This is a genomic window from Ornithinibacillus xuwenensis (genome assembly GCF_039614845.1).
Lineage (GTDB): Bacteria > Bacillota > Bacilli > Bacillales > Amphibacillaceae > Ornithinibacillus > Ornithinibacillus xuwenensis.
This window is the reverse complement of record NZ_JBDIML010000001.1, coordinates 574,039-597,195: the sequence shown is the minus strand read 5'-3', so window position 1 is coordinate 597,195 and position 23,157 is coordinate 574,039. Positions and strand designations below refer to the sequence as shown.

The following is a 23,157-nucleotide window of genomic DNA, read 5'->3' as shown; positions in this document are numbered from 1 at the left end:
GAATAAAGTTATTGTGAAATTATTTACTTAAATTAACGAGGGAAGGTTTGATTTAAGAAGGGAAAGTTAGAAGTCGATTTTTAAGTAAGTAGTTTCGTCATTGCAGAGTAAAACAGAAAAACCATAAAAATAGCAATTTAAATATCAGGAAATTGGAGACAAAATATTATCCCGCTTTTTTATGACCAATCGCACACGTTTAGCATAGTTATCAGAACAAACAAAATGATTGATGATTTATAAAGGGGAAATGAGATATAATGTTAATTTGTGTACACTGAAACTTTTTATTGTACTCACCCGTATATACTGAAAAGGGGGTTACCATTATAAAAAAACGGTTAATTTTTCTATCACTGTTATCGGTGTTTTTTTTATCAGCCTGTAACAATAGCGATGAATTATCTGGAAAAACGTTTGACGTTGCTTATTGGGGACCTAATCCCGATAAATATTACTCTGAAATAACATTAGAATTTTTAGATGGTAATATAGTGAAAAACACGAAGGGTTATGAAGAAGGAACTTATGAGTTGAAAGAAGATAAACTTGTACTTTTATTTGAAAATGAAAATGAAAACTTAGAAATAGTATTTACAGTTGAAGAAAGTGATAAAGATTCTAGTAAATACTCAGCAGTAATTAGTGATGTGTCTTATGAAATGACTGATACGGATAAAATAAGCCACTTTCAACATTTATTTTTTCAATTAGATAAAAAGATGCCATACGAATTCATAAAAAAATAGAAGAAGGTAAGTTATCTAAATGAAACTTCAGTTATGAACTATTGAGTGCGTTGATCTAAGAGGGATTAATGCACCTTTTTGTTGAAATTATTTTACTGACGTGGTCGTATAGTGGAAGAAGTCTTTGTTATACCCAATTTTTGAAATTTTTGATACTTAATCTTGCAATAGACGTATTTTGTATCATAGCTGTAAAAACTTGTTTATAGGAGGTAAAGATTTCATTGAACTTATTATTAAAAGGTTAATTGAATAAATTTTCATATGCAAGTACTCTATAATAAATTTTATCAAGGCGTGAATTATATATATATGAATTCTGAACGGTATTACATTCATTGATGTAAATAGTATTTTGGTGTTTAGTATTAGAAAAATAACTTTTAAACAAGGGTAGAAATATACTCTTCATAAACGAGTGTAATAGTAATAGATAAGAGAAAAGGAAGGGAACATAATGGAATTACTGTTTTTAATCTTAATTTTTGCGGGTGTTTTCGCAGTATACGACGCGATAAGGAAACTAAATAATAACCTCCTTGAACAAACAGAAGAAATCAAAAAGATGCGAGAAGAGTTAATGCAGAAAAATACATAGTAGATTTAGTGTACTTCACCTAGATACATCTAGGAGATATTTCTAATTCTTCTTATTCCTATTTTTACAAGTGTCAATAGGGGAGAGCAATTAAATGAGAAGCATAAAATAGAGATTATGAGTTTATCTGAATCTGTTTACACATGTGACATTAGTGAGACTACTAGAAGCTGGGACCAAGTAGAATTAAAACTTGAATGTTTGAATGAGGCTATGGATTATTAACACCTGTTGAGGAGTTTAGACTAAGATAACCCGTACTATATCGCACTTATAGAAAACAGAGAGTGAAACTTCTTTTAAGAATAATCGTATAAGTAATAAAGCAAAAAGGGGGATTAGCTATGTTATTCATTCTCATAGTTTTTTCAATACCTGTTTATTGTTTTGGTATTTGGAGTCTTTATGAACCAGAAGAAAGTTTTTTCTTTTTAGACCGATGGAGATACAAAGAGATTCCAGATTTGTCAGATATTCAGATTAAGTTGATAAGAATTGGAAGTATAGTTGGTATGATTATATGGACGATATTAATTATTATTGCTGCAATTGATACCTTTACACCTGAACCACCTTTACCAACTAACGATTTAATGAACTTATAGTAAATACCAACTTACGTTATTTGAACTATATTGTAGAATACTAATAGAAGGTGATCTGAATTGAAGAGATCGCCTTTTTTCTAATTGGTAAGTTTCTCATAAGATGTTTGGAATATTATGTTAATATTGATATAGAAATAATTAGGTTAACAGGTCAGAAAATACATGATAGCATTTCTCGCCAGATTTATAGAAGGTTAAATTTCACTAGAATAATGTTGAGAGGTAAAAATATGAATATATATATTCGAAACGCCACCCAAAGTGATTATGAGTCTTTGTTGCCTTTATTTAGGCAGGTTCATGAATTCCACGTTTTTGTAAGACCAGATTTATACAAAGAGAATTCTACTCCAGTAGAACAAGAGTTTTTCGAAAGCCAATTAATTGATGAAAAACAGCATATTTTTGTGGCTACTATAGGTAATGATATAGTCGGCTTTGTTGTGGCAAAGGAAGATGAAGTAATTGAAAATACTTTTGTTAACGAGAGAAATGTTATATTTATAAAAAGTTTATGTGTTTCCGAAACACATAGAAAATTAGGTATCGGAAAAAAACTAATGAAGCATGTGTTTGATTTTGGAAGTGGCCTCAAAATTGATAGTATTGAATTGGGAGTATCCGAGGAAAACTTATCTGCCATTGAATTTTATAAATCAATTGGGATGGCTACGAAGAGTAGGAAAATGGAGTTGAAATTAAAATAACTTGTTAATGAGTTAAACAATCCGATCATAGCAGATTTCATTAATTATTTGGTCAAAAAATTACAGAAATAAAACGAATGAATTGTTAATGCTGTTATTATTTATTGGTATCATAAGGTATGGGAATTATGGATAATAGGCATAGGTTAGCGCAATAAAAGGAATATACCTTGGATACCAAAAAGGAGAAGTAGAACCATTGAACTATGAGATAATTAAAGCAGACTTAGATAATAAAGAAACACTTACGAACTTATTACAATTCTATATCTATGACTTTTCAGAGTTTATTGATGCACATGTCGAGAAGAATGGGAGATTCGATGAATATCCTTTAAACGATTATTGGACTAAAGATAATCATATACCATATTTAATTAAGTTAAATGGTAATTATGCAGGATTTGTACTAGTTAGATTAATAGAAGTGGAAACGAAATCATTCTTTTCAATTTCTGAGTTCTTTATTATGAAAAAGTATCGAAGAACCGGTTTAGGTAGATCAGTTGCAAAAGATATTTTTCGTTTGCATAAGGGGAAATGGGAAGTATTCCAAATAGGAAAAAATGAACCAGCGCAATTGTTTTGGAGAAATGTAATAAATGAGTACACAAATGGACATTTTTCTGAGCGAATAGAGGAAGGAAAAAGAGTAATACAAGAGTTTGTTAGTTAATAATCATTTTTGCAACTACCTTCAGTTAAAAATTGTTGTAGAAGTAAATTAACGTAAAGGGAGGTTATTATGAAAAATCAAAGGATTTTTCCTGAAATAGAGACAAGCAGACTAAAATTAAGAAATGTTAATGAGTCTGATGCTGAGTTCATTTTTAAACTTTTCAGTAACGAAAAAGTTTGTGAGTTTCTATATGACGAAGAAATATTTACAAAAAAAGAGGATGCAATCGAATTTATTGAGTGGAATAAAAATCCAGAAGAAAAAAGTCATAATAGATGGGTTATAGAGATGAAAGGTAATAATGAGAAGATTGGTACTTGTGGTTTTGATTTATGGGACAGGACCAACAACATAGCAGAAATAGGCTATGACTTGTGGTATGAATTCTGGGGATACGGATATATGAAAGAGGCATTAATCGCAGCGATAGAGAGTGGTTTTAGAAATATGAACCTTAATAGAATTAATGCATATGTAGCATTAGAAAACAAAAAATCTTCTAATACATTAGAAAGCTTAGGTTTTTTAAATGAAGGAATTTATCGAGACAAACATCTGTTTAGAGGCAAATACTATGACCATTATTCGTATTCACTATTAAAGAATGATTGGTGCTATTAGTTATTCTTCAACCAAAGTGTCATTTATTCAAAATAATGCCACTATTTTCTCTGGATCCTATTGCACTATGGTCAAAGAGATTAGTAAAGGAGGAGGAAAAATACTTTCTACTAAAACAATGCTACTAGGTATTGCAATTATGCTTGTCGCAATATACATACCACATGAAGTTGCCTTTAGAACAGGTGGTTATGAGATTTCCCTGTTAGCTCTTGGGTTTATTCTTGTCGTATTTGGTCTTTTCATAAAAGAAAAGAAAGGTCATTCTTAGAAAAATTGCTCTAGTACGGGTGAAGTAGTTATACAAGGTGAAATTAGTATTGGATTAAAGTGGGAGTCCAGAATATTCTTTGCTCATATTTCGGGCCATTCTCTGAAAATATTAGGTTATAAGTATTGATTATGAATTTAAAACTACTACTCTTTTTAATTGAGAATCGTTATCACTTATAGTATAATAGAGTGTAATAATACATATAAACTGAATAAGGAGAATCCATTATGCAAATATACTGGGCGAAGATAAATAAGATTATTGAGGAAACCTCTGAGGTTAAAACGTTCATGATCGACTGTCCGGAAGACTTTACATGGGAAGAAGGTTCCCATACCCATTTAGCACTAGAAGGTTTCAATGCAGGAGATAAGCCAAACCGCAGTCTGATTCGCCATATGTCAATTTCCACCTTACCGCATGAAAATTCTATTGGTATTACAACACGGATTAGAGAACAGTGCTCTGAGTTTAAGACGATTTTAAGAAATCTTGAAGTTGGCGATGAAGTTGCAATATTTAAAACTCATTCGAATGTACCACTTAAAAGAGAAGACAAAAATGTATACCTGTTATCATCAGGCGTCGGATTAGCAACTTTTAGGCCACTTGTGCTTGATTATTTCCAACGTGCTGATAATGTCAATCAAATTCATTCTCTAAACATCGATTCATCAAGGGATTTCTTATTTACTAATATTTTCGAATCCGTACCTGACAAGAAGTTCACAGCACAGTTCGTCGATAACCGTAATAACTACTATGAAGAAGTAAAAAATCTTGCTGCAGACAAGGATGGAATCTTCTATATTGTAGGAAGCGATGAGTTTCTCGTCCAGAATATTGATGTATTGCGTGAGCAAGGTATTAAACCAGAACAAATTATGCTCGACAAACGTGAAAATTTACTGACCGAGTTTTTAACATTTAGCTAGAAAAATGAGTATTCATAGGAAATAGTTAATAGATGTCGAAATAACAGGCGCAATGATTAATCAAGGCGATCATAATTGATCGTCTTTTTTCGTTCCTAAATTTTTAACAATAACTTCGGAATATTATGTTAGTATTTAAATAATAAATACGAAGCTAACAGGCAACTTAATTCAGCTATCAAATGTATTAAAGAAAGTGTTTGTCAAGATGAAAGAGGGGTTATTACACATGAAATATCGGATGGATTCCCAATTACTTGTTTCTGTTTGTTTATTCCTTATTATTTCGGGGCAAGCTTTACAACATTAGGAGAATTTTTCTTCAATAAGGTAGTGGATAGTTGGAGTATCAGTATTTTTATGGTTATTTCACTTTTTTTATATTATCAATAACGATCAATGGATAATTTATTTTACAAGATGTATTAGATGTACTTGTTAATTAATATTGATAGGGAAAGAGAGGAAGTTGGAAATACATATATTCATTATTCATCGATTTTCATAAATTATTTCTAGTTTACATAATACTTATTATAGGAAGTAATAGTTAAAATCATTATTAATGTCTCACAACCCAAGTATACTCATGATATTGAGACAAAATAGAAAATAACGCTATAATTTACACAATAAAAACTTATAGCGTTATTTAAATTAAATTTACTCACCAACATACTGAGCGTTTGGTCTAAAAATTGTATTATTATTTAGCTGTTCAATTACATGTGCACACCAGCCAACTATTCGACTTGCGCTAAATATTGCTGTAAATAACGTTGAATCTAGTTCTAATGTCTTCATAATTGCTGCTGCATAATATTCTACATTTGTATACAGCTTATAATTTGGTTTTTCTTTTCTTAAAATTTCAATTGTTTCTTGTTCCGTTTTCAAGGCTAATGACATCCAATCTGGTAATTCATTTAGTTTTATAATAGTGTTTTTTAACGACTCTGCACGTGGATCAGTTGTTTTGTAAATTCTATGGCCAAATCCCATTATTCGATCCTTATTTTTTAGTTTATTGTGAATTACTTCACATATCCTATCTTCTGTATTTATTTCTTCTAATAAATCTATTACTCCTGATGGTGCACCGCCATGTAAAGGACCCTTCATAGTACCCAAGGCACTTGTTATGGCAGATACCATGTCACTTTCAGTGGAAATGGTTACTCTTGCAGAAAATGTTGAAGCATTTAAGCCGTGTTCCATGGTTAAAATAAAATATGTTTCTAGAATTTTAGCATTTAGTTCGTTTCTTTTACCACTTAACATATAGATAAAGTTCTCAATATGATTTAATTTCATATCAGGTTTTACAATTGGAAGGTTACTCATTTTACGATAGCGATATGCTATGATGCTGGGAAAAATAGCGATTAATTGTAAAGCAATCTTATTATTATCACCTATATTATTTGTATTAAATGAGGAAATCGTGGTTCTCAAAACATCCATTAAACAGAGTTCTGGCGGTAAGTTATCAAGTATGCTTATCATATAATCTGGTAGACAACGGGATTCTTTTAAACTTTGATTAAATGCAACCCATTTCTCTCCCGTTGGAAGCTCGCCATGCAATAGAAAGTGCGCTACCTCTTCAAATGAATAATTCTCGACCAATTGTTGTACGGGTACACCCCTATAAGTCAGTAGCCCTTCTTCCCCATTTATATTACTTAATTTCGTTTCTACTGCTGTTACACCTTTTAATCCTGGTTGAAACATTATGCTACTACCCCTCTCTTCTTTTTTCTTTGTTGTCTTCATTATAAGCAATTAATTTCATTATTAAAATTTAGTAATTTTTACTATAATAATAAATAATACTTATTAATGGGGTGGGCTATGGATATCAGAACGATCAGAACATTTCTTCTGGCAGCTGAGCATGAGAATTATCGGGAGGTAGCCGAGCGATTATTTATTACGCAGCCCGCTGTAACCTTTCAAATTAGACAATTGGAAAAGGATCTTGGCGGGAAGCTCTTTATGAAGGACGGTAGAAATATTGTTTTAACGGAGTTTGGAAGGCTATTTTATCAAGAATGCGTTGAAATTGTATCGCAATTTGATAAAAGTATCCATCGGATGAATCAGTTTAAACAAGGTTTTCATAAATTACTAAGAGTTGGAATATCACCATTATTTGCGGACACTATCTTACCAACTATCATTCATCGTTATATTGAAGGAAATCCGAATGTAGAAATTACGATTAAAATAATGGAGTCAAGTGAAATTTCACAGCATATCGAAAAAGGGATCATTGATATTGGTTTGTCCTGTCTCCCTGGTTCCTCACTTGTTGAAACGATACAATTTCATGAAGAAGATGTATCATTTGTAACGAGGCATGATGGGTATGATTCAGAATCAGGTCCAGTCCTTGATGCAATGAATTTATTAGAAAATAATCTTTTATTTACTGATAATCATCCCGTATATTGGAATTCGTTAACAGAGCAGCTTTCAGCAAAGATACCATCTTTACGTACGATGCAAGTAAATCAATCCTATATTACGAAACGCTTTGTATTGGAGGGTATCGGGGTAAGCTTCTTACCAAAATCCATTATCACGAGAGAATTAATGGAGGGAAGATTGTTAGAGGTACCGATTGATTTTATGACAGTTCCTACAGCAAGTATGTACCTAGTATATAAGAACAAGCAACAATTAGATTCGGAATTTGCCAGCTATATTATGAACTTTCATTATAGTTAAAGTGGAAAAAGACTAACAAGGAGTTGTTTGTTAGTCTTTTTGATCTATATCTATTCGAGATCAATACGCTCCAATGGACGTTTAGCTGGTCCCTCTATCACTTCACCTTTATAGGAAAATCTAGAACCGTGACATGGACAGTCCCAGGTTCTGTCACCGGAATTCCAAGATACTTCACAACCCATATGGGTACACGTAGTATCCACTGCATGTAGGTTATTTTCCTTATCTTTGTATACGCCCGTGCGTTTACCGTGGACGCGTGTAACAGTTGCATCATCTGGTGAGAGCTCATCAATACTATTTTCCGTAAATTCTAGCTTACCCTTAATTAAATGCTTCGCAACATCGGCATTTACCCTTGCGAACTTTCGCAATGAAGGATCTGCTTGGAAGCGTGAAGGGGTAAATAACTCACCGTATGGGCTATCCTCACCTGTTATTTTATCTGTGATAATCTTAGCGGCAATTGTACCATTTGTCATTCCCCATTTTCTAAATCCGGTTGCAACAAATACAGCCTCCTCTTCAGCAGATATTCTTCCAACATACGGGACTTTATCTAACGTTGTTAAGTCTTGTGCCGACCATCTATTGACATACTCTTTTACGCCAATGTATTTTTCTGCAAAATCTTGTAATGCCTCATAATGATCCATTGTCGATTTCCCTTGGCCAGTTTTATGATTCTCACCTATTACTAGCCACATTTTTTCACCGTTAATCGTTACAGAGCGTAACGATCTTGTTGGATCCTCAGCAGTAATGTACATGCCGCCTGGATAGTTTTTGGCTGACTTAACAGCTAAAACATATGCCCTTTCTGCATACATTCTTGTTGGATAAAACGCTTGCCCATCATAAAAAGGATAGTGAGACGCCGAAATAACGTAATTGGAAATGATGCGATGGCCATCCCTTGTAATGATGGCTGGATGTTTGTTATATTCAACATCGATGGCTGTGGAATTTTCATAAATTAGCACACCATTTTTTACACATTCCTCGGCTAATGCTTTTAAATATTTAAGAGGATGATACTGTGCTTGGTCTTTCATCACTAGAGCTTTCTTGATGGGAATATCTAATGGTATCTCTTCCGTTAACTCACTCTTAATATCTAATTGGTCATATGCTTTTCGTTCATTCTCTAGCTTTGATATGTATTCGTCAGAATTTGTATAGATGATGGCATCCTGTGACTCATAATCACATTCAATTTGGAGCTCTTTAATATTATCTTCAATTATTTGTTTTGCTTCAATTTGTGCTTCATAGTAAAGTTTTGCCTTTTTCTCCCCAAAATGCTTGATAAGCTCATCATAAATAAGCCCATGCTGTGCAGTAATTTTGGCTGTTGTATGACCAGTAGTTCCATTTAATATAACACCTGCATCAATTAGAGCTACTTTTATGTTTCTTTTGGAGAGTAAATATGCCGCTGTAAGTCCAACGATGCCGCCACCAACAATTCCAACATCAACATTTATTTTCTCTTCTAGCTTTGGAAAGCTTGGAAAATCAATATCCTGTCTCCAATACGGTTCAGGGAATTGTGGTAAATCTGTAGATTGTGTCATGAATGTTCACTCCTCACTGTGTATCGAAACTGCATCAAATTAGTTGTTTTGTCATAATAAAATTACCGTTAATTAGTATTACCAAATCATCAACTAAATATTTGATAGTCAGGAAATATAGTAGATGGAGGGATTAGATGCGTATGTATTTACATGTTAGTGGTCGTGTTCAAGGAGTTGGGTTTCGTTATGCCACAAAGCAAAAAGCAAATGATTTTGAACTGGCTGGGTGGGTTCGAAATCTGGAGGATGGAACCGTGGAGCTAGAGGTTGAAGGAAAGCAAGAAAGTATTCAGAGATTTATCGATACATTAAAGGAAGGATTCCACCCTTTTATTCGCGTGGACCATATCAATATGGAAACATTAGAAAAATCAAAGGGCTATAATGGGTTTAAAATTAAATAAAATCGCTATCTAATGTTAGATAGCGATTATGAATTAACGATCCTCAAAAAATTTCCGGTTTAATAATATATATTCATTTTCTTCATCTGGAACTTCATCTTCCATATAGATTGCTTCAACTGGACAAACAGCTTCACAAGCTCCACAATCGATACAAATGTCAGGATCTATATAAAACATATCTTTACCTTCTTCAATACAATCCACTGGGCAGACTTCAACACATTCTCCTGCCTTTTCTGTTTTACAAGGCGATGTAATAACAAATGCCATGTAAGCCCCTCCTTTATAAAAGTTTATAACCTGTATCAATGCCATATTATAGTAATTATATTACAGAACATCCTATTATTGTTCAAGCAATTAACTATAGAATCACCTATTTTAATTTTCTTCATACGATTTATTAGCCCCTATTAAAGGAGAGAGTATGATATGGATATTTATGTTCGTAGTGGAGATTCTATGTGGTTATATAGCCAATTATTTCAAGTTCCTTTAGAGCTAATCGAAGAATCCAACTCAATTTTTCCCTCTTCACAATTAACGATAGGGCAACGTGTTCGAATACCGGGTTATGAATTAACAAATTATACTGTTAAACCAAACGATACCCTCTGGAAAATAGCATCGAGTCAAAACCTTAGTGTTGAGGTACTCTTGAGAGTAAATACTGCTATAAATCCAACAAACCTACAAATTGGCCAAACAATTCTTCTACCTAGAAGAGTAACTTCAACATTAATTAGTGATGTATCCAATTATACGTATGATAAAATGGTTCAAGACATTCAACGTTTAACAGCTACCTATCCTTTTATTCGAACAAATACAATAGCTCAATCCGTGTTGGGAAAAGATCTTATTGAATTGCAAATTGGTAAAGGAAATAAGCAGGTTCATGTTAATGGATCGTTTCATGCGAACGAATGGATTACTACCCCTGTTATCATGAGATTTTTAAATGAGTACGCCCTGTCCATAACAAATAATGAGCCAATAAGAGGGCTGCTTATGCTTCCCTATTTTAATACTATGATGCTGTCAGCAGTCCCTATGGTGAATCCTGATGGCGTTAATCTAGTAATTAATGGCCCTTCAGCTGCTGGACCATTTCGAAATGAAGTATTAGAAATAAATAATCGTAATACAGATTTTTCCGAATGGAAAGCCAATATTCGAGGAGTAGACTTAAACAACCAATATCCTGCTCGATGGGAAACCGAAGCAGCAAGAAAACCAACAACACCACAATCAAGAGACTTTCCAGGCTATCAACCTTTAACGGAGCCTGAGGCTGTTGCAATGGCAGAATTAACAGGTAAAAGAAACTTTCAAAGGATGAATGCTTTGCATACGCAAGGTGAAGTAATTTATTGGGGATTTGAGGGCTTAGAACCACCTGAAGCTGAAACGATTGTAAATGAATACGCTCGAGTTAGTGGGTATAATCCAATCCGTTATATCGATAGTTATGCTGGTTATAAGGATTGGTTTATCCTGGTTTATCGACGGCCAGGCTACACCATTGAATTGGGGACTGGCATTAATCCACTTCCGATTTCACAGTTCTCGGAAATTTATCAAGAATCCTTAGGAGTGATGTTGGCTAATCTTTACCTATAATAGAGCAGGAGCACTGTGAAGAAACAGTGCTCCTGGATTCATTATACCTCTTTAAAATAGTCCTTACGAAAACCAGCTATACGATTACTATTATCAATAATGAAATAAAATTCATCCGTTTCGTTTTTAACATCGTAGATTTTACCTGGAGTTAGTTTATTGTCTACTACAAACTTTTTTGCATTTGCATGTACACATTCAATTCGCTTTATTGTTGGGTTATTTTCCCATTTTAAATGCATCATTCGAATTCTCCTCTTGTTTACATAATAATTTTACAGTAAACTAAATATTTTCATTCAAATAAAGATAAGTATTTTCCATAACCCTCTTCTTCAAGCTTATCCTTGGGAACAAATCGCATCGCAGCAGAATTCATGCAGTAACGTAATCCCCCCTTATCCTGTGGCCCATCCTCGAATACATGGCCTAAATGAGAGTCAGCAGTTCTACTTCTAATTTCTGTGCGTATCATCCCATGAGACTGGTCTAATTCTTCTACGATTTCATATGAATCAATTGGTTTCGTAAAGCTTGGCCAACCACAGCCAGCATCATACTTATCCCTAGAGGAGAATAATGCTTTCCCCGAAACAACGTCTACATAAATCCCATCTTCTTCTAAATTCCAATACTCATTATGAAAAGGTGTCTCCGTTCCCTTTTCTTGTGTCACGTGATATTGAAGAGGAGTTAATGTATTCTTCAAGTTACTTTTATCAGTTTTCCATGTATTTTTAATAAAATCCTCCCTGCCAGAGCCTTTCTTATAAAGTCGATAATGGAATGATTGTTTTTTGTAATAGTCTTGGTGTTTTTCTTCAGCTTCATAAAAAGGTTTAGCAGGAAGAATTCCTGTAGCAATAGGTTTTGAAAATTTTCCACTTTCCGCTAAAGCTTGCTTTGATTTTTCAGCAATCTCTTTTTGTTCTTCATTATGGTAAAAAATAGCGGTTTGATAAGACTCACCACGATCATTAAATTGCCCACCTGGATCAGTTGGGTCAATTTGCTGCCAAAATGTTTCTACTAATTGTTCATATGGCATAAGTTCAGGATTAAAGGTAATTTGAACAGCTTCAACATGCCCTGTTGTATCAGAACACACCTCTTCATATGTTGGGTTTTCAACGTGACCGCCCGTATATCCAGATATTACGCGGTGAATTCCTGGGCGCTGATCAAATGGCTCAACCATACACCAAAAGCACCCACCTGCAAATGTTGCTTTTTCTTCACGATTTGTCATGATACCTACCTCCAAAAGTTTCCTACTACTACTCATTTTTTCTTTTTTTACTTAAAAAATCAAGTTTTGAGCATTTATTAGATAAATAATTTTGGGGTAGACTGACCATTATTGATTCTCTTAGAAGCCGATTTGTAACTTTCATAATCACTACTAGACTCATTACTTTCATAGTCTTCTTCAATACTGTTGTAACTTTCAATACTTTCAACATTATTTTCCGTGCTCTCTGATGCTGATTCTGTGCTATCCGCATCCTTAAATGCTTTCATCATTCGATACATTGCAGGTAAGTTTCTCACTAAAGGGCCATATTGTTTAACGATTGGAGCAGTTTGATCAACCACTCTCAATACCTGTTGAACATTATTTAGTGTTTTTGATAATCCACCTACGCCTTTTGTAGCAATGTCAGTTACATTGGTGGTCGCAGTTGGATTAAAGAAGCCCCTTGTAGCCATATTTGCAACATCCGTACTACCTTTGGGGTTTATGAATCGCTTGAGGATGTTGCTAATATTATTTTGTTTCGGTAGTTGTTGTGTGTATCCTCTATTTGGAAACCAAAAGTCATTTGGTGGCATGAAATTGTTATGGTTTGGTTGTCTCGGGAATACCATCTTACAATCCCTCATTTCATAGAATTATCTAGTTCATTGTACGTATTTGGTTACAATACGTGTAGGCGAACATCAGGAATTTGTATGGTATATTTCCCGGGTAACCGCAGGAACTTACATTATTCATGCGATATCACGCGATTATTGACGAATTCAGGAGTATTATCGCTATATTATTTGCAAAGTAGCTCAATTTCCAAAAGTAAATCTCAAATTAGACCCTTTATGGGAAGGGGAAATGGTTAATTTCGTGTGTATTTCATTTTTCAACTGTGGTACATGGGAAATGATTCCGAGCAATCGATTACTCTCCTGTAAGTCTTTTAAGCAATCGATTGCTTGTTGTAAGGAAATTTCATCAAGTGTACCAAACCCTTCATCGATAAATAGTGTATCAAGCTGAACACCACCAGCATGTGCTTGGACAACATCCGCTAATCCAAGCGCCAGACTGAGGGCTGCTTTGAATCCTTCCCCACCTGACAATGTTTTTACAGATCTTGTTATGCCAGTGTGATGGTCCATAACCTCTAAATCTAATCCGCTTTGTGCACCTCTCTTTGCAACTTCGCCACTACGTATCAATTGATAGCGATGCTCTGTCATTCGATCAAATCTGATATTTGCTTGTAACAGAATCTCATCTAAGAACGACGCTAGCACATATCGCTCAAAGGATAAACGTAAGGCGTTATTACCACTTGATAGGTCTGATAAATTACCAATAATATAGTATTCACTTTCCAGTTCCTTTTGTCGTGCTGTAATCCTTGATACTTCCCGTTGAATACTTTCATCCTGTTTTGCTTTGGCGTTCATGGCAAATAACGTATCATTTATTTCTTGTAATTGCTTATTATAAGATTCCATAAGCGCTTCTAATTCTGCTAGATTTATTCTTTCCACTTGAGATAGCTGCTCCTGTAGCTCCTCAAGTCGATATCTAATTTGTTTTGCTCTATTCTCATAAGCCTGAATTTCTTCTTCCATTTTAGCCTGATCTGCTATGGGTAATTTTGCTACTGTGTATGCTTCCTGTGATAGGAAGCCGGCGTTTTGCACAGCATTTAGAAAACCTTCATGCTGCACATAATAATTTTTCTTTGTCTCTTCTTCAAATGAACGAAGCTGTTCTAAGACGGTTTTTTCTTTTTGGAGTGACTCATGTGAAGCCTCATATGCTGACTTTAATTGTTCCCATTCTTTCATCAATCGCTGATAATTCGCTTCTTTCTCTCGTAAAGCTTCAGCAAAAGCTCTTGGGTCTGCTATATCTTCTGGAAGCTGCTTTTCCATTTCCTCTATTTGCGTTCGTGTCCGAACAAGCTCTTCTTGACTAATTTGAATAGCGCGATAAAGTTGTTCAAACGTTTGTTTTAATTCTGTACTTGTTCGTTTCATTTCTTCTCTTTGTTGCTTTAATAAACTTATCACTTCAAGCTTTTCCGTTATTTCAGTCAACTGCTTCTTACTATTATTTATTCGATTCTCTACATGACTCATCACTTCCGTAATAGTCGCTTCAGTGATTTCCTCAGGAAGCACATCGTTCAGCTCTTCTTGAAGCTTTTCTACTTCATGTCGTTGTGTCTGCCCTTTAGAGGTATGATCCAAATACGTCTGCTGATAAGTTTCAACTTCATTTTCTTTTTTCTGGATAGCTATTTTTAATTGTTCCATTTCGTTAAAATCATTATCTACTTCAGCATGCAGTGCCTTATCAGGATGCTCCAGAGAGCCACAAACCGGGCAGGGTTCACCAGGGATTAATTTATGTGCGAGCAATGCAGCAAATTGTTCTTTTTGCTTGGTTTCTAGCATATCATATTTCATTTTTATTTCTTTTAATTCCTGTTGCTTTTCTTGATACGTCCGATGAATAACGGAATATTCCTGACGAAGATGTAGAAGCCTTTTGGTTTCAGATGACAGCTTGGATAGCTTTTTCATTAACTCATCTAGCTTATTAAGCTGTTCCTTCGTTTCATAATATGTTTTTGTTAAAGGATTTTCTTCCTCTAATTTACGTTCAATTTCCTGTAACGCTGTTTCTAATGCTTGCTGCTTTTCTTCTACCTGCTTAAGCGAGCTTTGTTGGATTTCTTTATCCTTCCAAATTTCTTCTACTTGTTGCTTTAGGATTAGATAGCTGTTTACTTGTTCTAGCTGATTTTTCGCTAGTTTTATGGATTCCTTTAATTGTTCGCGTTCAGTTTCTTTCGCTTGTGCTTCCTGAAAACGAATTACAATGCTTTCATACTCACCTTGCTTGTGCTTTACGATTTTTTCTTGCTCATTTAATCGCTTTAGTTGATTATGCCATTCTACATTTCGAGCATTACTCTGTTCTTCTAACGGAATAATTTGCTGTGCAATCTGTGCTTGTTTTAGCTTCTTCTTTTGAGTAGTGATTGTTTCACTATCTTTTTCCAGTTGTGTTAATTCGGTTCTTAAAGTCTCTTGTTCTTTAAACTTTTCTTCTATCAATCTTGCATTGCGAAGTTTCTCCTCGACCATCTTTATGTTTTCTAATTGCGTTGCTTTAACTTGATTATGATTATCGAGCTGTTTCTTCGTCTGTTCTATTTCCTGGCTCAATTTTTCTGCTCGTATCGCATCTGAATCTGACTCTTCTATCGAAATATACTGCCAGTAGACCTTGGAGAATTCATAGTTTAAATCTGCTTCAAATTGTTTTATATTGCCCTCTAATTCTTTTGCTTTCAGCTTTAATTCATCCGTAATTTTTTCATAGAAATGTGTGCGAAATATTTTTTGTAATATCGCTTCTCGTTCTCTACTGTTCTCTGAAATTAGTTTTCTAAACTCACCTTGTGGTATCAACACCATTTTTCGAAACTGCTCATAATCAAAACCAAGCTTTGACTCAATCGTTTCATTAACGTCTTTTATTCGAGAAGAAATTAGTTCTCTTTCGCCATTAATAATCTCATAAAGAATGGCTTTTGCTGGCTCATCTGTAAATCCTTCACCACGTTCCTTTTTCTTTTGTTGTTTAGGGTGACGAATAATTTCATATTCCTTTTGATTTAATGCAAAACGAAATTGGACTTCTGTCGGTTCATCATTTGCTGCAAAATGGCTTCTAAGTGAATCCTGATCCCGATCTGATCCACTTGCTTTACCATATAATGCATAACAGATTCCATCAAAAATTGTTGTTTTTCCTGCTCCCGTTGGTCCAGTGATTAAGAATATTGTTTCATCGCCTAATTCCTCGAAATTAATGACCTGTTTCTCTAGATATGGACCAAAGGCTGTTAAACTTAGGCTTAATGCTCGCAAATTATTCCCCTCTTTCTTTCGCGATTACACTTGAAATTGTTTTTTCAATATAGGCCATTCTTTGTTCATCAATAGCTTCATCCGTTATCTCTTTATAAAAGGATGCAAATAGCTCTGAATGAGACTGTGATTGCTTTTTTCTAATTTGCTGCAAATCTAGTAAACTCTTAGCTGATGATTGCCCTACACGTTCAAGGCGAAGAATATTGGGATAGATTTTTCGCAGCTTGTACATCGGATCGATAATTTGCCCCTTATCGAGTAATCGAATGTGCAAATAATCCTCATTATCTTCCAATGGTTGTTCAATCAGTTCTTGAAAATAACCTTCTACCACACGCATATCATGTTTTGGTGCTAATGGGATAAATTCAAGTTCACAATTTCCTTCTTTATCAAGGTGAACGATAGTTACGGATTTTTTATGGTTTGCTTCTGAAAAGGAATATTTTAAAATCGAACCACTATACCGAATGACATCTCGTTTAATTCGCTGCGGTTGATGCAAATGCCCCAATGCCGTATAGGAAAAATCCTGAAATAAAGCTGCATCCACATATGGTGTTCCACCTATCATTGATAGTCGTTCCTCTGATTCAGATTCCATTCCCCCTGCCACAAAGGCATGTCCAACAAATATGTGACGCTCCTTCATGTTATGATGCTCTTTTATATAATTGATAACGGCTTCCATTGCTGTTTGGTGAGAGTGGATGGAGTCATCCTGAAAGAATGCTCTTGCTTCTGCCGGTTCAATATATGGTACCAGGTGAAAGTATACTGGTCCGTGTTCATCCGTAAGAACCACTGGTTTTAGGCTTCTACTTAGGCTTGTCTCAATATATAAGTGCTGTGCACGAAACATCTCTGTACCAAATTCAAGTCGCTCAGGACTGTCGTGATTTCCGGAAATTGCTAATACCGGTATTCGAATATCTTTTACAAGCGTCGTAAATATACGATTTAATAAATCAACTGCTTCTTTTGGTGGTATTGCACGATCGTATAAGTCACCGGCAATGATAAGTACATCTGGCTTTTCAGCTCTAATAATCTCTAGTAACTGATTTAATATAAAATCCTGTTCGTCTGTCATATGAACACTGTTAACAATCTTTCCGAGATGCCAATCAGCTGTATGCATTACTTTCATCTGATTTCCCCCTTGCAAGTTTATATAAGTAATAGGAAATACCTATTTAAATTTTATTGTTTCTTTCATTTTAACACGTTTCCGACCTTCTCCATATAACGAAAAGTTGAATAACGAACAAATGTTTGTATATAATGATATAGAGGTGATTTTTTAATGGTGAATGATAGAGGAACGATTAAATGGACATCGTTAATGCTTCCTGAGCATGTTGAGCTCTTAAAGAATATATGGAAAGAAGATAAAAAAGTAAGAAGGCCGGCTTTGGATGAGCAAGAGCTGGAGATACTAAATCAATTTATTATCGAGGCATATCAAGAAAAACAAACGATAACAATCAACTATTATCAAGATGGACAAATGCATAATACAAGCGGGATCATCAAAAAGCTAGACCCATTAAATCATACAATCTTACTAAACAATCTAAGTGTAAGTGCGGATACTATTTCAATTCGGTTTACGGATATTTATACGGTCATATAAAAATGCTCTGGAGCTAATTCCAGAGCATTTAATCTTTTTCCTTCATCAAGTACGTATCCCAAAGGGAGTCAAACACAGAAAGCGCATTTGTAAACGGACTATTCCATTCAAGATAATCACTAATTTCGTGATAGCTTTTGGAATGCTTTGGAAAATTATGATCATCAAACATCCAATCTGCAAGTCTACTTGAATCATCTGGTTTCTTTTTACCACGGTAAGTCATCATGAAATGATAAAACGAACGCATCATACCCCCCCTTTATATAAACGAATTAGGCTTCCATAAATTCCTTGTGCTTCTCCTGTTTCTTGCGATATACAATAGCAGCAAGATAGATACTTATCTCATATAGAAGAATAAATGGAATCGCCACAAAAATTGGTAAGAAAAAGTCGGGTGGTGTGACCATGGTTGCAATAATAATTAAGACTAAATACGCATATTTTCTCGTTTTACGCATGATATTAGGAGTTAAAATTCCTAGTTTTGTTAAAAACATGGTAATAACCGGTATCTCAAAAATAATGGCAAATGGTAAGGTTACTCGAAGTAAAAATTTAAAATATTTTTCAACGGTAAACATTTCATTAAAGATACCATCGTTTAATGACAACAAGAATGGAAGAATTAACTTAATAAACATCAAATAACCACAAGCAAGTCCACCGATAAACAATAAAAAGATTGCTGGGATAAATGCTAACGACGCTTTTTGCTCCTTTGCAGTTAGCCCAGGCTTAATAAACATCCATATTTGGAAGGCTAGTATTGGAAGCGTACCTGCGAGTGCCACAACTCCAGCGATCGTAAACCAAATCCACATAATTTCACCTGGACTTAACAAGGTGAGCTTAAAGTCAATATCAGACTCAAAAAAATTATAAATATCCTCCACAAAAATAAAGCTTACAATAAAGAAAAGAATGAAGAATATTGCCGTGACAACTAACCGGTTTCGTAGCTCCGATAAATGTCCCGTAAAATTCATTTCCTTTTCATCATAATTCCTCGCCATACAAAACACTCCTAGTAACAAATGCCACTGTAATAAATAAGCATGTCTCACTATATTTTCTAATACATTAAACTTAATAGAACATTACATCTACTGTCTTTAATGTTTGGTACAAACAGAAAAGAAGATGCAAGGTTAATAAACCTTACACCTTTTTTTAATCATTTTTAATTGTCGTATTAGAAGGATTATTTACATGCTTGTTTGCATCTTCCTCCGAAACTATATCTTTTGCAGCATTTCGGAATTCCTTCAAGGAACTACCAAAGGCTTTTCCTATTTCAGGAAGCTTTGAAGGACCAAAAACAACTAATGCAACAATAAGAATTAGAATTAATCCTGGAATACCTATACTGCCCATAAATTTCACTCCAAAAGATTTATTTGTTATCTTTGCCTTTCACAACATCTTTCGTTTCGTTAATTTCATCCGTTACATCTTCAGTTAAATCTTTAGTAGATTTTTTAAATTCACGTAATGTTTGTCCTGCAGCCTTACCTATTTCTGGTAGCTTTTTTGGCCCAAAAATTACCAACGCAATAACAAGGATTAATATTAATCCTGGAATACCTATACCTGCCATGCTTACACCTTCTTCTATCTGATTAAAGTAATTATAGTCCAAAACGATTCATTTGGTATGTAACTTAATAAAATATCACAAAATGTTCATAGAAATACAGCTCAATAGCTTGTAACCAACTATATTTTATCAGTTAAACCAGCTTTATACAACTTCTAATCGACTGTTTTCACTCGATCATATTGAATAAAATAGTAATCGTATGGATTTTTTTCGTCCCTTTCACCCTTCGTACTAGAAGTTTTCTTCCATTCTTCAAGTGAAAAACTCGGGAAATAAATATCTCCTTCAAACGCTTCATCAATAAAGGTGACGTACATTCGATCAGCATGAGGTAAAATATGTTCAAACAAAACGCCACCACCAATAACAAAGAATTCCTCATTGGGGTTCTCTCGATTCCATTCTAAGATAGTACTCATATCTTGAATGAACTCAACATTTTCTGATAGCTGGACAGTATTTCTACTCAGAACAACATTTCGACGATTCGGTAAAGCCCTCCCAATGGAATCGAAGGTTTTTCTTCCCATAACAATAGTATGACCGGTGGTTTTTTCTTTAAAGAATTTTAAATCATTTGGTAAATACCAAGGTAAATCATTATTGGAGCCTATCAGTTGATTACGATCCATAGCAACTAATAATGAAATCATATTGTTCCTCCTTACACAGCAATTGGAGCTTTTATTGTAGGATGAGGGTCATAGCCCTTTAGTTCAAAATCAGTTAATTCAAAATCGAAGATAGAACGTTTATTTTCATTTAATAATAGCTGTGGTAATTGTCTAATATCACGTTCCATCTGGGTTTTCACTTGTTCGATATGATTCGAATAGATATGTGCATCCCCCATTGTGTGAACAAACTCTCCAACCTTAAGTCCTGTTTCATGCGCAATTAGATGCGTTAACAATGCATAACTTGCAATATTAAAAGGCACGCCTAAGAAAACATCCGCACTACGTTGATATAATTGACAAGAAAGCTTTCCATCCGCTACATAGAACTGGAATAAGGTATGACAAGGCGGTAATGCCATTGTAGGTATATCTTCAGGGTTCCATGCTGAGACAATATGCCTTCTTGAATTCGGGTTATGACGGATGGAATCTATCACCTCTTTTAACTGATCAATGACTTCATTCTGAGAGGTCTTCCATGCTCTCCATTGCTTACCATAAACAGAGCCTAAGTCGCCATACTTCTCTGCAAATACATCGTCTTCTAAAATATTTTTCTTAAAGATTTCCATCTGTTCTTCATATATTTTATTAAATTCTGGATCAACCTGAATCCGATTTCCAAAGTCGTCCATGTTAGGGCCTTTATATTCATCGCTTTCAATCCAATTTTTAAATGCCCATTCGTTCCATATATTATTATTATTTTCGAGTAAATATCGAATATTAGTGTCACCTTTAATAAACCATAGTAATTCACTAGCTACTAATCGAAATGGAACCCTTTTGGTAGTTAGTAATGGAAAACCATCTTCTAAGTTAAACCGCATTTGATGACCAAAGACAGAATATGTTCCGGTGTCCGTACGATCATCTCGCTTTGTACCGTTAGTTAAAATGTGATTGCATAGATCAAGGTATGCTTTTTCGCCTCTTCCCATTACTTCTCCTCCATTATTTACACTATTTCATTCATTGTAACATAATCGTAATTCATAAAAACAATATTTTAGCAATAAAACTAGTTAACAAGAGTCCAAACGAAAGGGGAAATTTGGATGTTAAATGGAACGGTTGAATCCATTGCCAAGAACACACTTTTATATAGCTTTGTATTAAGTCAACCTTTTGCGCTATACGCAGGAGCTTACCCTATATTTGAAAATAAAACATTACTGGAAGCCGAGGAATTAGAATATGGTGATCATGGTGAGGCGGTAAGAATCTTACAGTATAAACTAAATGAACTATCCTATTATGATGATAAAATCGATGGAGAGCTTGGTGTCTTAACTGAGCATGCCATTAAGAAGTTTCAAAGAGATCATAATATGACCATTACCGGTCAAGCAAATAAGGAAACGATTTACGCACTTATTGAGGTTGAGATAGAAGGTCATCTGAAAAGACTAGAAAACTTATCAGGATCTGTATATCCAGGTCTCCATAGTGAGGATGTTAAGATCGTTCAGGAATCCCTTCAATATTTTGGATATTATGAAGGCGAAATTGATGGCATGTATGGCCCACTGACGAAAAAAGCGATTGAAATAGCAGAAGAAAAGCACGACATTGATTTTCAAGATGAAGCTCCACAGCAATCATTCAATACGATGTATGAATCCGAAAGACAGCAAGCGGCAGCAGCTACACAAACAAGTACAAAACAATCATCCATTAAACAGGTTCAAGTGCAAGGTGGCAATTCAGGAATTATTCAAACTGCTTATGCTTATGTAGGCACACCTTATGTTTGGGGAGGCACCTCTCCAAGTGGATTTGATTGTAGTGGTTTTTTACAATTTGTATATAATACAGAAGGCATTTCCATTCCAAGAACAGTTACAGACATCTGGAATTTCGGTTCACCAGTTGGTTCTCCTTCTGTAGGGGATGTTGTCTTTTTTGAAACCTATAAGCCAGGTCCATCGCATGCAGGGATTTACCTTGGGGATGGTAAATTCATTCACGCAGGGTTAGATGGAGTTGAAGTGAGTAATATGTATACATCTTACTGGGAGCAACGATACTTAGGAGCAAAACGAATTGGTGAATAAATACTTAGTAGAGGAGCTTGGAATTCATCCAAGTTCCTTTTTTATATCATCAGACCTTAAACTAGGGTAATAATTCTTTTAAATACACACGAATATCCTCTGGTAGCGATTCAACACGTAACACCTTTAATTTTTCCGTCCCAGGAGTTGTCATGACAATATAAGATTGATCATCATAGTCAAGCAGTGTAAATTGTCCAATTTGTTCTAATGAGCCCTCTTTAATATGTTCAAAGTCTTCTTCTTGAAAGTACGCTTCATATCCTTCTTCGGTTAAATCAAGCGCCTTTTCATATGTATCTGCAAACGCTATATCCTGATACAATTCAAGTGAGTTTTTAGGTGAGAAGAAATAGATATAGTACACACTAATTCCAGTAATAATAAAGATTACAACACCAAATAATAGCCAATTTTTCTTGTTACGCTTCAATTGATAATCACTCCTTTCACATCAATGAATGTATCCACCCTAGAATATCC

The 23,157-nt window shown here is 34.6% G+C and carries 28 protein-coding genes; 13 read left to right on the top strand and 15 right to left on the bottom strand.

Translation table 11 applies throughout. From position 1 onward, the window contains the following. The first annotated feature begins 494 nt into the window (after positions 1 to 494). From ABC228_RS03550 to ABC228_RS03515, 8 genes are all read left to right on the top strand, one after another. Positions 495 to 749 (top strand): hypothetical protein, encoded by a 255-nt coding sequence (locus ABC228_RS03550; RefSeq protein ID WP_345823704.1) that lies wholly within the window; start codon positions 495 to 497, stop codon positions 747 to 749. 457 nt (positions 750 to 1,206) lie between these two features. Further along, positions 1,207 to 1,347: a hypothetical protein gene (locus ABC228_RS03545; protein WP_345823703.1), complete on the top strand. Its 141-nt coding sequence runs from the start codon at positions 1,207 to 1,209 to the stop codon at positions 1,345 to 1,347. Positions 1,348 to 1,691: 344 nt separating this feature from the next. After that, positions 1,692 to 1,952: a DUF6199 family natural product biosynthesis protein gene (locus ABC228_RS03540; RefSeq protein WP_345823702.1), complete on the top strand. Its 261-nt coding sequence runs from the start codon at positions 1,692 to 1,694 to the stop codon at positions 1,950 to 1,952. A 233-nt stretch (positions 1,953 to 2,185) separates the two neighbouring features. Then, positions 2,186 to 2,662: a GNAT family N-acetyltransferase gene (locus tag ABC228_RS03535; RefSeq protein WP_345823701.1), complete on the top strand. Its 477-nt coding sequence runs from the start codon at positions 2,186 to 2,188 to the stop codon at positions 2,660 to 2,662. A gap of 199 nt (positions 2,663 to 2,861) precedes the next feature. After that, positions 2,862 to 3,338 (top strand): GNAT family N-acetyltransferase, encoded by a 477-nt coding sequence (locus tag ABC228_RS03530; RefSeq protein WP_345823700.1) that lies wholly within the window; start codon positions 2,862 to 2,864, stop codon positions 3,336 to 3,338. Between the two features lie 69 nt (positions 3,339 to 3,407). After that, positions 3,408 to 3,962 carry a GNAT family N-acetyltransferase gene (locus ABC228_RS03525; protein WP_345823699.1) on the top strand — a complete coding sequence of 185 codons (555 nt, stop codon included), beginning with the start codon at positions 3,408 to 3,410 and terminating at the stop codon, positions 3,960 to 3,962. A gap of 67 nt (positions 3,963 to 4,029) precedes the next feature. After that, positions 4,030 to 4,233, top strand: coding sequence for a hypothetical protein (locus tag ABC228_RS03520; RefSeq protein ID WP_345823698.1), 204 nt, complete (start codon positions 4,030 to 4,032; stop codon positions 4,231 to 4,233). Positions 4,234 to 4,463: 230 nt separating this feature from the next. Beyond that, on the top strand, positions 4,464 to 5,171 hold the full coding sequence (locus ABC228_RS03515; protein WP_345823697.1) for a dihydropteridine reductase: 708 nt from the start codon (positions 4,464 to 4,466) through the stop codon (positions 5,169 to 5,171). Between the two features lie 663 nt (positions 5,172 to 5,834). Here ABC228_RS03515 and ABC228_RS03510 read toward each other — a convergent pair. After that, the gene (locus ABC228_RS03510; protein ID WP_345823696.1) at positions 5,835 to 6,905 is read right to left on the bottom strand and encodes a citrate/2-methylcitrate synthase; all 1,071 of its coding nucleotides are present in this window, start codon (positions 6,903 to 6,905) and stop codon (positions 5,835 to 5,837) included. Between the two features lie 120 nt (positions 6,906 to 7,025). On the opposite strand from ABC228_RS03510, the gene ABC228_RS03505 reads away from it, so the two are divergent. Continuing rightward, positions 7,026 to 7,904: a LysR family transcriptional regulator gene (locus ABC228_RS03505; RefSeq protein ID WP_345823695.1), complete on the top strand. Its 879-nt coding sequence runs from the start codon at positions 7,026 to 7,028 to the stop codon at positions 7,902 to 7,904. Positions 7,905 to 7,954: 50 nt separating this feature from the next. Here ABC228_RS03505 and ABC228_RS03500 read toward each other — a convergent pair whose 3' ends face one another. Beyond that, positions 7,955 to 9,484: an FAD-dependent oxidoreductase gene (locus tag ABC228_RS03500; protein ID WP_345823694.1), complete on the bottom strand. Its 1,530-nt coding sequence runs from the start codon at positions 9,482 to 9,484 to the stop codon at positions 7,955 to 7,957. 137 nt (positions 9,485 to 9,621) lie between these two features. Between ABC228_RS03500 and ABC228_RS03495 the strand changes: the two genes are divergently transcribed. Next, on the top strand, positions 9,622 to 9,891 hold the full coding sequence (locus tag ABC228_RS03495) for an acylphosphatase (RefSeq protein WP_345823693.1): 270 nt from the start codon (positions 9,622 to 9,624) through the stop codon (positions 9,889 to 9,891). A 33-nt stretch (positions 9,892 to 9,924) separates the two neighbouring features. Here ABC228_RS03495 and ABC228_RS03490 read toward each other — a convergent pair whose 3' ends face one another. Then, positions 9,925 to 10,164, bottom strand: coding sequence for a ferredoxin family protein (locus ABC228_RS03490; protein WP_345823692.1), 240 nt, complete (start codon positions 10,162 to 10,164; stop codon positions 9,925 to 9,927). A gap of 162 nt (positions 10,165 to 10,326) precedes the next feature. Here ABC228_RS03490 and ABC228_RS03485 point away from each other — a divergent pair, with 162 nt between their 5' ends. After that, the gene (locus ABC228_RS03485) at positions 10,327 to 11,517 is read left to right on the top strand and encodes a M14 family metallopeptidase (protein ID WP_345823691.1); all 1,191 of its coding nucleotides are present in this window, start codon (positions 10,327 to 10,329) and stop codon (positions 11,515 to 11,517) included. 41 nt (positions 11,518 to 11,558) lie between these two features. Here ABC228_RS03485 and ABC228_RS03480 read toward each other — a convergent pair whose 3' ends face one another. The 5 genes from ABC228_RS03480 to ABC228_RS03460 all read right to left on the bottom strand — a co-directional run bounded on the left by ABC228_RS03480 (position 11,559) and on the right by ABC228_RS03460 (position 17,845). Continuing rightward, positions 11,559 to 11,762 carry a DUF6501 family protein gene (locus tag ABC228_RS03480; protein WP_345823690.1) on the bottom strand — a complete coding sequence of 68 codons (204 nt, stop codon included), beginning with the start codon at positions 11,760 to 11,762 and terminating at the stop codon, positions 11,559 to 11,561. 50 nt (positions 11,763 to 11,812) lie between these two features. After that, complete coding sequence (gene msrA, locus ABC228_RS03475; protein WP_345823689.1) at positions 11,813 to 12,766, bottom strand: peptide-methionine (S)-S-oxide reductase MsrA; 954 nt, start codon at positions 12,764 to 12,766, stop codon at positions 11,813 to 11,815. Between the two features lie 77 nt (positions 12,767 to 12,843). Further along, a complete protein-coding gene (vrrA, locus tag ABC228_RS03470) occupies positions 12,844 to 13,386 on the bottom strand; it encodes a VrrA/YqfQ family protein (RefSeq protein WP_345823688.1) in 543 nt (180 codons plus the stop codon). Between the two features lie 189 nt (positions 13,387 to 13,575). After that, a complete protein-coding gene (locus ABC228_RS03465) occupies positions 13,576 to 16,692 on the bottom strand; it encodes an AAA family ATPase (protein WP_345823687.1) in 3,117 nt (1,038 codons plus the stop codon). A gap of 1 nt (position 16,693) precedes the next feature. Beyond that, a complete protein-coding gene (locus ABC228_RS03460) occupies positions 16,694 to 17,845 on the bottom strand; it encodes an exonuclease SbcCD subunit D (RefSeq protein ID WP_345823686.1) in 1,152 nt (383 codons plus the stop codon). Between the two features lie 156 nt (positions 17,846 to 18,001). Here ABC228_RS03460 and ABC228_RS03455 point away from each other — a divergent pair, with 156 nt between their 5' ends. Then, entirely contained in the window at positions 18,002 to 18,331 is a 330-nt protein-coding gene (locus ABC228_RS03455; RefSeq protein WP_345823685.1) for a YolD-like family protein, read from the top strand. 28 nt (positions 18,332 to 18,359) lie between these two features. Here ABC228_RS03455 and ABC228_RS03450 read toward each other — a convergent pair whose 3' ends face one another. The 6 genes from ABC228_RS03450 to ABC228_RS03425 all read right to left on the bottom strand — a co-directional run bounded on the left by ABC228_RS03450 (position 18,360) and on the right by ABC228_RS03425 (position 21,558). Then, positions 18,360 to 18,581, bottom strand: coding sequence for a YozE family protein (locus ABC228_RS03450; protein ID WP_345823684.1), 222 nt, complete (start codon positions 18,579 to 18,581; stop codon positions 18,360 to 18,362). Between the two features lie 25 nt (positions 18,582 to 18,606). Next, on the bottom strand, positions 18,607 to 19,350 hold the full coding sequence (tatC, locus tag ABC228_RS03445) for a twin-arginine translocase subunit TatC (RefSeq protein WP_345823683.1): 744 nt from the start codon (positions 19,348 to 19,350) through the stop codon (positions 18,607 to 18,609). A 157-nt stretch (positions 19,351 to 19,507) separates the two neighbouring features. Next, a complete protein-coding gene (locus tag ABC228_RS03440; RefSeq protein ID WP_345823682.1) occupies positions 19,508 to 19,711 on the bottom strand; it encodes a twin-arginine translocase TatA/TatE family subunit in 204 nt (67 codons plus the stop codon). A gap of 19 nt (positions 19,712 to 19,730) precedes the next feature. Continuing rightward, on the bottom strand, positions 19,731 to 19,934 hold the full coding sequence (locus ABC228_RS03435) for a twin-arginine translocase TatA/TatE family subunit (protein WP_345823681.1): 204 nt from the start codon (positions 19,932 to 19,934) through the stop codon (positions 19,731 to 19,733). Between the two features lie 155 nt (positions 19,935 to 20,089). Next, positions 20,090 to 20,590: a dihydrofolate reductase gene (locus ABC228_RS03430; protein ID WP_345823680.1), complete on the bottom strand. Its 501-nt coding sequence runs from the start codon at positions 20,588 to 20,590 to the stop codon at positions 20,090 to 20,092. An 11-nt stretch (positions 20,591 to 20,601) separates the two neighbouring features. After that, complete coding sequence (locus tag ABC228_RS03425) at positions 20,602 to 21,558, bottom strand: thymidylate synthase (protein ID WP_345823679.1); 957 nt, start codon at positions 21,556 to 21,558, stop codon at positions 20,602 to 20,604. Between the two features lie 117 nt (positions 21,559 to 21,675). On the opposite strand from ABC228_RS03425, the gene ABC228_RS03420 reads away from it, so the two are divergent. Beyond that, positions 21,676 to 22,674 carry a C40 family peptidase gene (locus ABC228_RS03420; protein ID WP_345823678.1) on the top strand — a complete coding sequence of 333 codons (999 nt, stop codon included), beginning with the start codon at positions 21,676 to 21,678 and terminating at the stop codon, positions 22,672 to 22,674. 61 nt (positions 22,675 to 22,735) lie between these two features. On the opposite strand, the gene ABC228_RS03415 is transcribed toward ABC228_RS03420, so the two are convergent. Further along, complete coding sequence (locus ABC228_RS03415; RefSeq protein WP_345823677.1) at positions 22,736 to 23,107, bottom strand: hypothetical protein; 372 nt, start codon at positions 23,105 to 23,107, stop codon at positions 22,736 to 22,738. Positions 23,108 to 23,157: the final 50 nt, after the last annotated feature.